Here is a 14,163-nt window from a genome sequence, read left to right as displayed (position 1 = left end):
GCTCTCACACGGAGGGATATGCCTTCAACACCTTGCTCCATAGCGCTTCGGCGGCTGGGGACTGGCGGGCGCGCGGACGCCAAAGCCTGATCTCGATCGGTACATCCTGATCCGGACTTCCTGCCCTCAGTAGCGTGCCGCTGTCGATGTCTTCTTTCACAAGGCTGAGCGCTGTCCACGCAACGCCGCGGCCACCGCGGGCCATGGCCGTCAGGACGTTGGCGAGATGCGAGGTGAATATCGGATTTGCAGGCGGCGCCGCGCCAGAGGCTGCCCAGGCCGCAGCCAGAATACGGCCCATTCCCGATTCCGGCGCAAATGCCAGCTGCGGGGTCTCTGATGGGCTTGCTCTTTCTGCAAGGCGCGGTGCCATGACAGGGAGCAGAATATCTTCGCCGAGGACGATCGAGCGGAAATCCTTGTCGAAGCGCGTCGGCGCCGCTTGATGATGATGGCAGAGCAGGAACTGCGCGCGCCCCTCCACCATAATTCTTTCGCAGGCGACCATATGGTCCGCCGTCAGCTCGACCGTAACGTTCGTAGGCTCGTCTCTATCAAGCTGGCGTAGCCACGCCGGAAAGAACGTCAGCGAGAGCGCATGGGTAGATGCAAAGCGCAACGTCTCAGCAGACACATTTCCGATCGCGCGAATTTCGTCACGGCCCAGCTGCAGGCGGCGAAGGATCTGTTCGGCGACAGGTTTGAACGCCTGCCCGGCAGGAGTCAGTCGCATTGTATGCGTGGTACGGTCGATCAGCTGAACGCCGGTCCAATCTTCTAGCGAGCGAATCCGCCGACTGAACGTTGGCTGGGTTACAGCCTGCTTCTCCGCGGCCCGCGCAAAATTGCCATGCTCAATCAGCGCTAAAAAATCGTCGAGCCATTCCGTATTCATATAGAGCAGGCCCTTGAATTCGCCAGCCAGTCATTTGCCAGGCCGTGTAGCTGATGAGATGCGAGCAAGTAAGCATGGCCTACAATCGCGGTTCTGAATATCTGCCAGGACCAGTATGATCATCGGCAAATGGAATGAAATGGGGCGAAATAAACTTGAACCTAAGCCTCAAGAAATTGATCAGAAAAGAGTTCCAACATGCTGATTGAAACAATGAGGCCCACAAAAGAACATGATCTCCGGGCCTATTCGGTAACCAATGGACCTACCTTGCTATAAAGAATAGGCAGGTATTTCAATAGAGCTGAACAATTCATCAAATGAGTCCTGATCCTCCAGACTCCACATAAATGCTAGGGCACGAAGCATTTTATCTTCGCGGATACGACCCTCGGCAAACTCCCGGAATTTCCTCTAAATTGCCCGATCGGGCATTCCGAAGCGAGGACTTTTGCTGGCAGCGTCAGAAGAACTTCGCTTGAGAACGAGTGGAGGACCGCCCTGCTCTGCGGGTCATGGCCAAGTCACCCTTCCGCTATTTCAAAACGTCGCCCGAGGTCATTCGTCTGGCGGTAATGATGTACGTCAGGTTTCCACTATCGCTTCGCAACGTGGAAGACCTTCTGCACGAGTTCGGAATTGAAAGTCAGCCACGAGACGGTCCGCCATTGGTGGAGCCGGCTTGGGCCGCTTTTTGCCGGCGGAATCAGGAAGCGCCGGTGCCAACAACTTCGCCAAGTCACGCATTGGCGATGGCACCTGGATGAAGTCTACCTGAAGATCAACGTTGTGACCCACGCCTCGTTTCACAACCACTTCAATCTCGATCGTCACCTCAGTCCTAGATCCTGCTTAAAGCAAAATCGCGACGCCGCGCTCCTCGAATGGCGCCAGCTTTCAGCCGCTTGAGAGGGTCTATTCGTCAGATAGCAGATGCGAGTTCGCATTAGTCTGACAACACCGCCACACGGACGTAAATTCAGAGCCCAGATCTCGGATTTCCCGAAATCGCCCGCCACTGGCGAACTTATTCTTGTTCCTGGCGCGCGGTCGTTGCCTCCGTCCAGAATGTCTCGGCGAGCGGCCGAAGCGAATCGGACCGACGCCGGATGACGAAATGGGTCTTTATACCCTCGTTTTCGAATGGAAGCGTCCGGGAATTGCCACCGCAGGCCCCAGTATCTTCAGTAAACCAGCCGAGGCAGATGGCTGGCACCTGAAGCCGGCGCGCGAGGCGGAGTGTTGATACCGCGTTCGATTCTGGCAGTTTATACTGCGTAGCCCCGTGCGCATTGAGGAAACGGGCGACCCCCTCTGATAGCGCAACCCCGTGAACACGGCTGATGGACGCGACGGAGCGGCCTTCCAGGTCGGCGGCGCTGATCACTGTCTTTCGATACAGGTCGCTCGACTCCGGTACGGATAACTGAAGTTCACGGCTCTCGATGATATGTCCGCGCAAATCGGTCTCGGCTGCGGGGCTGATTGCGGAATCAAACCACTGCTCTTCAGGCTCCAGCACAAGGGCAAGATCGATATCTTCAAACGCAAGCGCCCTGTAGAGCCGGTCATGGCTCATTCCGATGATTTCGATGCCGTCGGCTCCATGGTTGGCAATGAAATCATCTGTCAGCCGGGTCCGCGCCGGGATGTTCGAAGAATAATAGGGAACGCCGATCCTCACCGCATTCGTTCGGATATCCCTGATCTTCTGGTGCATCCATTCGTTTTCGAGGACCATACGCCGCGCATGCGCAAGAAATGAACGTCCGCCCGGCGACAGCTCGACATGGCGCTTGCTCCGCTTGAGCAGGTCGAACCCCAACCGGCGCTCAAGCTCCTTGATCTTCGCCGACAAGGCTGGCTGCGACATGTTCAGTTCTTCGGCTGCGCGCGTGAAGGATTGCGCGTCCGCAACCGCCAGAAACGCTCTCAAAGGTGTGGCATGCAAGTCCAGCGGTCATTCCTTCCAATCGACGATTTCTTATAACCTACTCCTATTAATCGGCAAAAAAAATCAAATTCGACGCTCGTCCCCACGATTGATAGCAAAGGCCCGAAGCAATCGTTTCAGAACGAGGAAACACCTATGTGGTCATTTCAGACAGAGCCAGAGTTCCAGGCCGAGCTTGATTGGATTTCCGAATTTGTTCGGGAAGACGTCGAACCCCTGGACGACGTGCTGGGCAGTCAGTGGAATATTCATGATCCGCTGTTTGAAAAGCTTGTTCGGCCGCTCCAGGAAAAGGTCAAGAAACGCAAATTGTGGGCATGCCATCTCGGCCCGGAACTTGGCGGGCCCGGCTATGGCCAACTCAAGCTGGCCCTCATGAACGAACAGTTCGGCCGTTCGCGCTTCGGCCCTATCGTCTTTGGCGCACAGGCGCCCGACACCGGGAACTCTGAAATCCTCGCCCATTACGGAACGGACGAGCAAAAAGAGAAGTATCTGAAGCCGCTGCTCAACAATGAGATCGTCTCCTGCTTTTCATTGACCGAGCCTCAAGGGGGCGCCGACCCGACCATGGTGAAGACCATGGCCGTCAAGGATGGAGATGACTGGGTTATCAGCGGCGAGAAATGGTTTGCCTCCAATGCACGCTTTGCGGAGTTCTACATCATTGCGGCTGTTACAGAGCCAGAGGCAAACAACCTCCATCGCCGTATGTCGATGTTCATCGTCCCGGCTGACTCGCCAGGAATTGAGATTGTCCGCGACTACACCTTCCATGGCGAACCGGAAGGCACGCACGGCCACGTGAAGTGGAACAATGTGCGCGTCCCGAAAGAAAATATGCTGGGCGGCCGGGGAGACGCTTTTGTCGTTGCACAGGTCAGACTGGGTGGGGGGCGCATGCACCACGCCATGCGGACCATCGCCGAGGCGACGAAGTGCTATGACATGATGTGCGAACGCGTCAAATCACGGGAAACAAAAGGCGAGCCGCTTTGGCAGAAGCAGCTGGTTCAGGAAAAGATTGCCGACAGCTGGATTGAGCTTCGTCAGTTCCGCCTCCTTGTGCTGGAAACCGCCTGGCTTGCTGATCAGGGGCATGACTGGAAAGCCCTCCGCCAGAATGTCTCTGCCGTGAAAGCCGTCATGCCGAAAATCCTGCATGATATCTCCGCAAGAGCCCTTCATCTGCATGGGGCCCTGGGACTGTCGACACAGATGCCGTTTACGGCCGCGCTGGTGAACAGTCATCATGTCGGTCTCGCAGACGGACCGACGGAAGTGCACAAATTGGTCGTGGCACGCGAAATCCTGAAAAACGTCGAGCCAGCAGAGTCCGATTTCCCTGAATATATCGCCTACAAGCGCGAAGCCCGCGCCAAGGCAAAATTCGGCATTAGCTAATCAAGGATGACGAAATGAATAATCCACTCGATTTTTCCGGTAAGAAAGTTCTCGTCGTTGGCGGCACGACGGGCATTGGAAATGCAACCGCGCGCACATTTCGCGACGCTGGCGCCAAGGTCTGGGTCTGGGGCACCCGGCCAAGCGCGGCAGACTATGATAAGGAAGAAGACAGCGACCTGTCCGGTATGACCTACCAGACGATGGATGCGACGGATTCTGACAGTGTCCGCGACTATAAGGCCGAATTCGACAGCCTGGATGTCCTTGTCCTTTCCCAGGGACTGGTCCTCTACAACCGGCAAGAATTTGAAATGGATGGCTTCCGCCGGGTTGTCGATGTGAACCTCAACAGCGTGATGGCCTGCGCCATGCGCTTCCATGAGGATCTGAAGAAAGCTGGCGGGTCACTGATTATCGTCAGCTCCTCGGCCGCTTTCCACGCGACGCGTGGAAACCCGGCCTACAATGCCTCCAAGACTGGCGCGTACGGGCTTTGCCGGACCCTTGCCCAAGCCTGGGCGCACCAGGGGATCAGGGTCAACGGGATCGCGCCCGGCTTCATCCCCACACGCATGACCGCGCAGACGACAGAGAACGAAAAACACAAGGATGCCGCCATGTCGCGCATTCCCATGGGCCGGTTCGGCACGCCTGACGAAATGGCATCAATCACCCTCTTCCTCGCCTCTCCGCTGTCATCCTACATGACCGGCCAGATGCTCGTCGCGGACGGCGGATTGCTCCTATAGAAAAGGGCCCGAGAATGGACAGTTCAGCGGTGCCGGGTATCGATCAGGTCCAACTTGAGAGATGGATGGATACGAATGGGATCGGTCAAGGTCCCATTACTGGCCTCACACAACTTGCCGGCGGCACGCAAAACATTATCGCGAAGTTCGAGCGCAGCGGAGCCCCCTTTGTCTTGCGGCGGCCAAGCGTGACCCCTCGCGCGAAAGCCAACGAGGTGATGGCCCGAGAAGCCCGGGTTCTTGCCGCTCTTGCGGGTACAAACGTGCCTCACCCCCGGTTTATCGCCGTCTGCCATGATCCGGACGTGCTTGGCGCAACCTTTTATCTGATGGAGGCGGTCGATGGCTTCAACGCCGTGACCGGCCTGCCCGATCTGCATCGTTCAAGCCCGCAGATCCGCCGCGAAATGGGGTTTGCCATGGTGGATGCTGCGGCTGAACTTGGCAGCCTGGACCATAAAGCCCTTGGCCTCGAAGACTTCGGTAAACCAGAAAACTACCTGTCGCGTCAGGCCGGTCGGTGGATGTCACAGCTGGAAAGCTACACCAAGCACGAAGGATGGCCCGGTGGCGAAGGCCTCGGTGACGTTAACACGCTGGCTGACTATCTGAGTGCCAATGTGCCACCAGACTTCAAGCCAGGCATCATGCATGGTGACTACGCCATCGGGAATGTCATGTTCCGCAATGATGGCCCGCAACTGGCGGCTGTCATAGATTGGGAATTGTCCACCATCGGCGACCCGCTCATCGATCTGGCTTGGGTTATCTGCACATGGCGAGATCCTGCCTGGCGGGACCTGCCGGTTCTGGTGGTGGAGCCATGGGAAGGGTTTCCGTCGATTGATGAAATGATCCAGCGATATGCAGATCGCTCACAGCGCGACCTTTCTCATATCGATTGGTACATCGTCCTCGCCTGCTTCAAGCTCGGCATCATCCTTGAGGGCACATATGCGCGCGCTTTCAGCGGCGCCGCGCCCAAGGCCATTGGCCAAACCCTGCACGAGACATCCGTAACCCTGATTGAACGGGCTCATGCCCGGTTAAACCGAACCGTCTGGCAATAGACGGACGTGACCACCCGTAGCGTCCGAAACTCTCCTCCCGGTAGGCTCGCTTCGCTAGAACCCAAAATACAAGGACACTTCACATGACCCAACTCGATAAGAAGATTGCCATTGTCACTGGTGCCGGTAGCGGTATGGGCGCGGCAACTGCTGTTCTGTTTGCCCAGAACGGTGCCACGGTCGCATTGCTGGACCGGAACAAGGACGGTCTTGAAGCGACGCTAAAACAGATTGAGGACGCCGGAGGCAAGGCGAAATCCTGGCAAATCGATCTTGCCCTCACAGACAAGATTCCCGCCGTCATCGAAAGCGTCGCCGCAGAGTTCGGGGGCATAGACATTGTCGTGAACAATGCCGGTATCGCAGGCTTTCTCGCCATAGATGACCCGGACTATGACGCGCATTGGGACCGGATGATCAATGTCAATCTGACGGCTCAACAGAAGATCGTCCGCAGCGCCCTGCCCTGGCTTCGCAAGAGCGAGTCGCCGAGGATCGTGAACATCGCTTCCACCGAAGCACTCGGGGCCACGCCACTCGACAGCGCATATGTTGCAAGCAAGGCGGGCGTTGCGGGGCTGACGCGGGCGCTGGCTGTAGATCTTGGCCCGGAAGGCATTCTGGTCAATTGTATCTGCCCCGGCCCCATCGACACAGCGATGACGTCCTTCGCGCCAGCTGATCAAAAAGTGATCTTTGCCAAGCGGCGCACCGCCCTGAAACGCTATGGCGGGCCGGAAGAAGTGGCACAGATGTCTCTCGCCATGAGCCTTCCGACCCAGACCTATCTGACTGGAACCGTCGTGCCTGTCGATGGCGGTCTAATGGCGCGTAATGCCTGACGGAGGTGTTGTCAGTAGACCAGGCCGATGGGGCGGACAGATCATGTCCGCCATCATTGCCTGTAGGTTTCTAATCTGACTCCGCCATTTCAAGGAGACCTCTTCATGAAAGCGCTGCAATGGGTCTTGGCATCGCCGGTCGTCGGAATGCCTTCCAGTTCGAATTTTTCTCTGGCGGAAATCGACCTTCCCTCGCCTTCAAATGAGGAGGTCCTGGTCGAAATTCGCTACCACACGGTTGCTCCCGGTATCCGGGCGCGTATCGGCGCAGACACCTATGCGGCGAAGATCGAGGTTGGAGAGATCATACCGGGGATGGGCGTCGGGGTCGTTCTGGACTCCGCAAGCGACTTGTTCGAACCCGGCGATCTGGTCGTAGGACAGCTCGCCTGGGCAACACATGCCAACGTAGCGGCTTCTGACATAAGTCGCATTGGTTGCCAGCATTTAAAGGATCTACCGCTGCACACCGCGCTCGGCGCGAGGGGGCCATCAGGTTTGACGGCGTATTTCGGGTTGACCGATGTGCTCGCTGTCCAGCCCGGCGAGACGGTAGTGATCTCGTCGGCGGCGGGCTCTGTCGGGAGCGCTGCCGGACAGATCGCCAAAATATTGGGATGTCGTGTGATTGGCATTGCCGGAGGCAAGGAAAAGTGTCGTGACCTGATCGAAAATTACGGATTCGACGACGCTCTCGATTATCGGGCCTCAAAGTCGCTTGTCCGTGACTTGAAAGCAAAAGCCCCGGACGGCGTCGACGCCTATTTCGATAATGTCGGGGGTGAGATTTCTGATGCGGTTATTCAGAACATGAAATTGTTCGGCCGGATCGCCGTCTGCGGCCAGACCAGCGAATACAACAGAACAGAGCCTCGCGGCTGCCGTCAGATGACGTCCGTCATTACGCGAAGACTAACCCTCCGAGGCTTTGTCGTATTTGATTTCCAGGACCAGTTTGATCGAGCGCTCGAACGCATCCGGGAATGGGTCTTGTCTGGCGCGATGCAAGACAGTCCCAACATCCTTACCGGCATCGACCTGGCGGTAGATGGATTTGTTTCACAGTTCTCAGAAAGGTCTTCCGGCAGGCTTCTGGTCAAGATTGGTGGCGCCGGCTAAGGCCCGCGACGTTTCCTCCACCGTCCGAACTCCTGTGGACGGTCCCTGTCAGCGGAATAAGCCGATTGAGCAGGTAATCAGGCCGAAAACTCACACTTGCCGTTTCGGCGATGAGCGCGCGCGATGTCTCGCTTCAGGCAGACGACAACACCGCTAGTCACAAGATATCGCTTTGCGCGCGCCTTCGGTTTCACTGGCGAATGTCTTGTTGGTGGCCAGCAGGCCCGCCACCCCCTCCGTTGTCGTAAAGATCATCACCGCATTGTTGGCGACCTTGCCGGCGCCGGCGAAAACGCCAAGCGTAATGTTTTTCACAATCTCGCAGCACATGCCGACCATGGCGAGACGTACCGCAGCAGGGATACCGCTTGTATCCATAAGGATGAGCGACAATGCGACCGCACCGTAGAGCCGGGCGAGGCGCTGTCCATAGGACGCCGCAATGCCAAGCGAGACCCCGCCGGCACCACTGACAGCGCCAGCGGCGCCTGCAAACCCGGCGGCCAGGTTGAGCGCGGTGATGGCTGTATCCAGTTGCTTCAATTGCCGGTCGATCCGTTCTTTTGCATCGCCCCCACCGGTGAGATCCGGCATGATTCCCGTAACCTCACCTGTCGCAACCTCAACAGCCCAGAGCGCTTTTGTGGACCCGTCTGCGGCGCCGATGAAGTAGGCGCCAGGATACGGGTACTCTGCCCTCAGCCGTTCGATATGCTCGTACCAGACCGCTACGTCTTCCGCTTCAAGCCCGGAAGATCTGAATGGCCGCCTTCCGATGATGCCGAGGGACTTTCCCTCAAGGAGGCTGAGCGTACTATCGTCGAAAAGCGCCGCTTCCGCCTGAGCAACAAGCAAGGTGCGTTCAAAATTTCGAGCACGTTTGGTCGCGGGATCCTCGGCCAGAATATAGGTCTCGGCGAAGGGCATGACGTCAATTTTGCGGACGAACTGGTCGGTGCCGGGCACAAGGTAAGACCGGTACATGGTCACGCTAAGCCCTGTCTCGGCCGCGCAGAAATCTTCCCCTGAAAGAGGCGCAGGCCGGCTCATGAGCGTCGCCAGCTCGCCCGGAAGGAACGGTACGCCAGCTTCCAGCGCCTCAACGATCGCGTCGAGATCGTCACCTTCGGCCGCGCTGGCCCGGTCAAGCCGCTCCAGCCCACGCCGGGCGCTCAACATGTCATCAAGGACTGTGGAGAATGAGGGTGCGGCCCCTTCGAAGGCGATCATGTGACTTCCGAGAAGCGTGCCGTGCAACACCGCAAGGTCTTCCTCGGTCGGATCGCCGATACCATCACTGCCCGCGATGGTGCGCGTAATCGTCTTGCTGCCCACTTTGATACGAACATCGAGGCGCGCAAGTTTGTCGGATGCCTGCAACAATTCTGGCACGTCGTAAGTCGCACTGGCGTTCGCCTGCCCGATGACCACGGACGATGTGCGCGTTCCGGGCGTTTCAGACCGCGTGCGGTAGCTGATCTGATAGGCAGGCCGTTTCTGCTCGCGCAGGAACGTCTCAATGGCTGCGACCAGATCGGTGCCGCCTTCTTGGTCGACACCGATAGCCGTGCCGCCCGTGGCGTTGGCAAGATCATCGAAGATGTTGGAGGATGACCGTTCGCGCAGACCCTCCATACCTTCTTCGACATTGATGATGATTGCCGGCGGCCCATCGCCTAAAAGCTGCATTGTCTGCGGCGTCGGTCCGCCGCCATTAAGATCGCCATCGGTCGCATAGACGATCAAGTTTGCCTTGGTCGAGACCACCGCCTTCTCCAGCTCGCGCCAAAGACTGGACCCCGTTGATTGCAACTCAACCTTGGCATTTGGATGAATTTCACGTGCGATAACCTCGACGCGCTCGACGAGGTCGGTCATGGCTGACCCCTTGCCTCTATAGGCATCCGGCATCGACAATGAGTTGTCCGACAGGAAGAGAATATTCGGCGCGGAGTCGAACGCCTTAACACTATGGGAGACGTTTTCACCCTCATCGGTAAAGCTGAAGTCGCCTGTCGCGAGACCTTCGACGATCGCGCCATCGGAGTCGCGCGGGGTTACGCTCAGGCGGACTTCCGGAAAAAAGGTCGCATTCACAGATAGATCGACACTTGCAACGCGGGCCGCGTTGGCGGATTTTTCAGCCGCAGTCACTACTTGCCCGTTCATGACGAGCTCGCCTGCCTCATTGATCGCTATATGATCCCCGTCGAGTGTGATCGCGTCGCCAACCACCATCGCGGCCTCGCTGGCCATGGGCGCGCCATCAAAGGCCTGGAGGGCCAGAACGGGCACGAAGGTTCGCAGATCCTGTATCGGCGTCGCAAGGGAGCTGACGACGTCTGGCGAGGATTTGAAAGCTAGCCTCAACTGACGCCCGGCAAGTTCCCCCGCAGGCCATTCCCCACGCACGATTTCCAGCGTTTCTTCAGGCCGCTGAGCCGTTGACGCCAGGACTGAAATCTCGACGGTCTCCATGCCTTCGCTGGCAGGCGCCGGCGAAAACGAAAGGCCTTCAGGCCAGCCGGCTAGCTCTGCCGCAGGATCAACTGGATCAGCAAGAAGCACGCTCCCATCTGTGTCGGTCACACGGACTACCGGTCGCTTGCCGACCGGCCGGTTGTCGAAGCGGGATCCGCCTACGGCAGAAAGCTTGTCGCCGAGCGCCTGGCGGATACCGTCTGCTGCGGAGTTCAGCGTGCCTGTTTCTTCGATAACCGGCAGCGAGGGCGCAAGCCCGTCGGCGATCCCGAGCCGAGTCTGCCAGTTCTTCATCTGCTTTTCAGAGATATCAGGCGTAAACGCCTGATCGTAATCGCGGAAGAAGACTCGATTGGTCTCGCTGCGGGGCAGAGCCCCAATCTCGACGACCTCTGCTGTGCGGCCCGTCTGCTCGACAAGCTGTTTGAGAATGTCAGCTTTCTCGCGGGCGGTGCCTGCCCCTGCCCTCAGCGCGGCGCGTGTGCCGAACCTTATCTTGTTGCCCATCGTAAACCGGCCGCCCTCATAGGGGACAAGCCGGATGCCATCGCGAACAAAGGCATGCAGACCAGAAACATCGTTCGCGGCGACCAGCGCTGCCGCGCGCCCCACCGGATGGTCAGCGCTAGCGCGAAGCGCAGCCTGAACTTCCTTCCAGACCGTATAGGGATTGTCATCGGTCGCGAGCGGCTCTTTCTGGCAGCCTACCAGCGACAATCCGCCAGCCCCGGCAACCAGACCGAAAAGACTGGCCTTGGCAGCCCCTGTCAGAAGAGAGCGCCGGCTTAGCCCGGTTCCATCCAGCCTGTGTTTGGTTTTTTGGTTCAGCCCCATGAGTCCAGTCTCCTTGGCTGGAATCTACCAACCAGCCATGTGAAGGGCGCTCACCCAAATGAATGAGGTGAACCCACAGCACTCGCAATCTCTGCGCATCCGGAGCGAGGCCTGATAAATTCACCCAGTCACCAATTTGGGTGAGGTGTCGCGGAGCCGCTCATTCTAATCCTGCTTTCGAAAACAGGCTGGTGCCCGTGGGGGGACGCAGTCGCCGTAGAATCGCCGGGTCGCGATGGCTCGCTGGAACAGGAAGGTCAGACAATTATGCTCAGGACACAGGCTTTGGCACTTGGCTTGATGGTCGCTCTACTTGGTGGGTGCAGCGACGGCGCCCCCAGCGATGGATCGGCGACCAGCGCCCCGGCTAGCTCCGGCGAGGTCAAAAAGTCCGAACTCAACGGTTTTGCCCGCTCACTCGTCAAGGAAGACGGGTGCGACCCTCGCATCGCCAAAGCGATGGCGCCGTTCGAGAGCGACTATGGCGAGTGTACGATGAACAAGCTCACCGACATTTGCGGCGAAGAAAATTTCGATCGCGGTGTCGCGCTCATACCGGCAGTACGCGAACAGCAACCCGGCCTGAACCCCTGGCTCTGGGCCTGCTCGCGCAACAATGACGTTCGAACCGCCATGTTCGCAACCTGCAAGGAGCGCTATCGCCAAAGCGATGAGACATGCGACTGCGCGGTCGATGCCTTCCTCGCTTCAGAAAGCGATAGCGAGCTGGTCGAATGGTTTTCCATTCAGCACGCTTTCGACACCCGTGGCGCAGAAGGTAAATATCAGAACTGGGTAGGCTATGGCCCGGAATCGCGTATGACCGACCTTAGCGACATATCCGGCCGCTACAGCAATAAGCTGGAGGAATGCGGCTTCCGCTAGGTCCGCTCCGGCGACCCGTCGAGCACGAGCGAAAAGGCACCGCTCAGAAGCCGGGAGACAAGCTCACTCTGGCTTCTGACATTCATCTTCTCGAAGACGGATTTCAGATGGGTACGCACTGTATTCACGGACACAGCAAGCTTGTCTGAAATCCGGTCAGGCGAAAGCCCCCTTGATACGAGCAAGGTCGTCTCGGCCTCCTTGTCAGTGAGACCATAAGCAAGCCTCAACAACTCCTTTTGATCTTCGCTTGCAACCGCCTCCTCCGCGCGGTCGATCAGGATAACGACGCCTGATCCTGTGCTCGGCTCCATGCCCATCTTGTCCATGATCGGCGGATGGAAGAAAAACCCGACGGATTCGTCACCCTTGACGAGAAGCGTCTCTCTGCGATCGGTCTTTGGTTGCTCAAGAACACATTTGCCCAAGGCCCTGAGCGGGTCGGCACCATCCCCCCCGAAGTGGCGTTCAAGGGCCTGATAGAAAGCCGGGTTTCCGTAGAGAAGATTTGAATCGGTCGCAAAAATCCCGATCCCGATGCCGAACCGGCCGATAATGTCCTGCAGGATGCTGCCGATGACAGCGTTCTGCATCATCTGCTTACTCAGCATGAAGGCCCGCTGCCAGTGCGGCATGATCTGGCGCAGCATGTCGCCGACCCGATCATTGTCGAATTCGCTCGAATGAGCGATCTCGAAGGCAAGCTGGTAAAGCGCTTCGGTCCAGTGGCGCTCGCTGTCGATGGCTGTGTAGCAAAGTTCAACCAGATCCTCAGAGCGGATGTCTGCCCGGGGCGCAGACCCAAGCCGCTCAAGCATGGTGGAGCTAACCACATGTAGACCGGTCTGGCCTTCGGGGACCTGAAATTCGGCTTTCATCTGCGACATGGTCTTGATCGGCAGGTCGCCGCTTTCCCACTGCGCCAGCAGCGAGGAGATCTGGAAACGCTCTTCCTCGATCAGCAGACCGCCCCGACCTTCCGGGATACAGTATGCCCCGACGTCGTCGCTTCCGATTTCTAAAAGCGTCCGCATCATCGGCTCGATGAAAAGCCCCCGCGCGCTGACCGGGTCCTCACCGCCATAAAGCAGCAGGAAGCGTGTCCCGGCCCTTACTGACTGCCCCTCGTCCCAGGTCCAGCCCCGCTCGATGCCGCGAAACATCTCATGGAAATAGCCGGTTGTCGGGATTGGCCAGGCATAGGGGTCGCTCGTCAGCTCGCGAACAATTTCCGGGTCGGATGACACGACGTCGATCAGCGAAGACTGGCTCTCCAGATGCAGGCCGAGGAACCGGTACAGCTGCTGCAGGGTCAGCTCGTCTTTATTGTCCTCACCATGGAAAAGGGTTCTCGCCTTTGTAAAGGCCTGGCCCATCCGCATAAGGCGCGGCTCTGAAGGCGGCGGCGAAGAAAGCACTATGTTCTTTGCGAGGTCCGGCCAGGTCTTGAGAATGTCGAGCGTCAGGGACGCGCCGATATTTGGCGCAACGATAAGTCGATCAGCCCAGTCCGTCCCTTCGAAGGCAATCTCGAACGCCTTGCGAAGGTCTGAAACCAGAAGGTCCCAGCCCTTGTCGATCTGCATATGGCCGAGCGGCGCCTTCTTCCCGGATGAATGACCATGGCCGCGAAGGTCGACGGCGTGAACATCGAAGCCACGGTTTGCGAGACCCTTGATCGTCTTGAGGAGATTTAATGAGTGTTGGGCTTGGGTGTGCGTGACAAAAGCCGTCTTCCCGGAAGGATTTTCCGACCGACAGACAATGTGCTGCAGCACGGTCCCGTCATCGGAAACTATGTGAGATCGGATCATGGGCGCGCTCTGATTCTTTTGTAATTTTCTTGAACATTTACCCTCGCTCCAGGTTCCGTCAAATGAAGATCGAACGTGGTCGCGCGGTGAGGGTGCTCGGACGTGCCGGCGTG

The 14,163-nt window shown here is 58.1% G+C and carries 10 protein-coding genes and 1 pseudogene; 7 read left to right on the top strand and 4 right to left on the bottom strand.

The genetic code is table 11. The features are described 5' to 3' along the window. Positions 1 to 4 precede the first annotated feature (4 nt). Positions 5 to 895 (bottom strand): LysR family transcriptional regulator, encoded by an 891-nt coding sequence (locus B8783_RS17870; RefSeq protein WP_084421725.1) that lies wholly within the window; start codon positions 893 to 895, stop codon positions 5 to 7. A 515-nt stretch (positions 896 to 1,410) separates the two neighbouring features. On the opposite strand from B8783_RS17870, the pseudogene B8783_RS18885 reads away from it, so the two are divergent. Beyond that, a pseudogene (locus B8783_RS18885) lies at positions 1,411 to 1,693 on the top strand (IS6 family transposase); the annotation flags it as partial. Between the two features lie 229 nt (positions 1,694 to 1,922). Here B8783_RS18885 and B8783_RS17860 read toward each other — a convergent pair. Next, entirely contained in the window at positions 1,923 to 2,846 is a 924-nt protein-coding gene (locus tag B8783_RS17860) for a LysR family transcriptional regulator (RefSeq protein WP_169711852.1), read from the bottom strand. A 138-nt stretch (positions 2,847 to 2,984) separates the two neighbouring features. Between B8783_RS17860 and B8783_RS17855 the strand changes: the two genes are divergently transcribed. The 5 genes from B8783_RS17855 to B8783_RS17835 all read left to right on the top strand — a co-directional run bounded on the left by B8783_RS17855 (position 2,985) and on the right by B8783_RS17835 (position 8,036). Further along, positions 2,985 to 4,253, top strand: coding sequence for an acyl-CoA dehydrogenase family protein (locus B8783_RS17855; protein ID WP_084421721.1), 1,269 nt, complete (start codon positions 2,985 to 2,987; stop codon positions 4,251 to 4,253). A 14-nt stretch (positions 4,254 to 4,267) separates the two neighbouring features. Further along, complete coding sequence (locus B8783_RS17850; protein ID WP_084421720.1) at positions 4,268 to 5,005, top strand: SDR family NAD(P)-dependent oxidoreductase; 738 nt, start codon at positions 4,268 to 4,270, stop codon at positions 5,003 to 5,005. Between the two features lie 14 nt (positions 5,006 to 5,019). Continuing rightward, positions 5,020 to 6,075, top strand: coding sequence for a phosphotransferase family protein (locus B8783_RS17845; RefSeq protein WP_084421718.1), 1,056 nt, complete (start codon positions 5,020 to 5,022; stop codon positions 6,073 to 6,075). Between the two features lie 83 nt (positions 6,076 to 6,158). After that, positions 6,159 to 6,917, top strand: coding sequence for an SDR family NAD(P)-dependent oxidoreductase (locus B8783_RS17840; protein ID WP_084421716.1), 759 nt, complete (start codon positions 6,159 to 6,161; stop codon positions 6,915 to 6,917). 105 nt (positions 6,918 to 7,022) lie between these two features. Continuing rightward, positions 7,023 to 8,036: an NADP-dependent oxidoreductase gene (locus tag B8783_RS17835; protein WP_084421714.1), complete on the top strand. Its 1,014-nt coding sequence runs from the start codon at positions 7,023 to 7,025 to the stop codon at positions 8,034 to 8,036. Between the two features lie 153 nt (positions 8,037 to 8,189). On the opposite strand, the gene B8783_RS17830 is transcribed toward B8783_RS17835, so the two are convergent. Beyond that, a complete protein-coding gene (locus tag B8783_RS17830; RefSeq protein WP_084421712.1) occupies positions 8,190 to 11,351 on the bottom strand; it encodes a hypothetical protein in 3,162 nt (1,053 codons plus the stop codon). A gap of 267 nt (positions 11,352 to 11,618) precedes the next feature. Between B8783_RS17830 and B8783_RS17825 the strand changes: the two genes are divergently transcribed. Continuing rightward, positions 11,619 to 12,236, top strand: coding sequence for a hypothetical protein (locus B8783_RS17825; RefSeq protein WP_139792417.1), 618 nt, complete (start codon positions 11,619 to 11,621; stop codon positions 12,234 to 12,236). On the opposite strand, the gene B8783_RS17820 is transcribed toward B8783_RS17825, so the two are convergent. After that, positions 12,233 to 14,050, bottom strand: a complete 1,818-nt coding sequence (locus tag B8783_RS17820) for an alpha/beta fold hydrolase (protein ID WP_084421709.1) — start codon at positions 14,048 to 14,050, stop codon at positions 12,233 to 12,235. The two genes, B8783_RS17825 and B8783_RS17820, sit on opposite strands and share 4 nt — an antisense overlap. Positions 14,051 to 14,163: the final 113 nt, after the last annotated feature.

Origin of the sequence: Henriciella litoralis, assembly GCF_002088935.1 — a bacterium.
GTDB lineage: Bacteria > Pseudomonadota > Alphaproteobacteria > Caulobacterales > Hyphomonadaceae > Henriciella > Henriciella litoralis.
This window is presented reverse-complemented; position numbering and strand designations above follow the sequence as displayed.

Excerpts from the sequence above, each read along its gene's own strand:
- B8783_RS17870 (WP_084421725.1), bottom strand. The coding sequence starts at position 895 with ATGAATACGGAATGGCTCGACGATTTTTTAGCGCTGATTGAGCATGGC.
- B8783_RS17855 (WP_084421721.1), top strand. The coding sequence starts at position 2,985 with ATGTGGTCATTTCAGACAGAGCCAGAGTTCCAGGCCGAGCTTGATTGG.
- B8783_RS17850 (WP_084421720.1), top strand. The coding sequence starts at position 4,268 with ATGAATAATCCACTCGATTTTTCCGGTAAGAAAGTTCTCGTCGTTGGC.
- B8783_RS17845 (WP_084421718.1), top strand. The coding sequence starts at position 5,020 with ATGGACAGTTCAGCGGTGCCGGGTATCGATCAGGTCCAACTTGAGAGA.
- B8783_RS17840 (WP_084421716.1), top strand. The coding sequence starts at position 6,159 with ATGACCCAACTCGATAAGAAGATTGCCATTGTCACTGGTGCCGGTAGC.
- B8783_RS17835 (WP_084421714.1), top strand. The coding sequence starts at position 7,023 with ATGAAAGCGCTGCAATGGGTCTTGGCATCGCCGGTCGTCGGAATGCCT.
- B8783_RS17830 (WP_084421712.1), bottom strand. The coding sequence starts at position 11,351 with ATGGGGCTGAACCAAAAAACCAAACACAGGCTGGATGGAACCGGGCTA.
- B8783_RS17825 (WP_139792417.1), top strand. The coding sequence starts at position 11,619 with ATGCTCAGGACACAGGCTTTGGCACTTGGCTTGATGGTCGCTCTACTT.
- B8783_RS17820 (WP_084421709.1), bottom strand. The coding sequence starts at position 14,050 with ATGATCCGATCTCACATAGTTTCCGATGACGGGACCGTGCTGCAGCAC.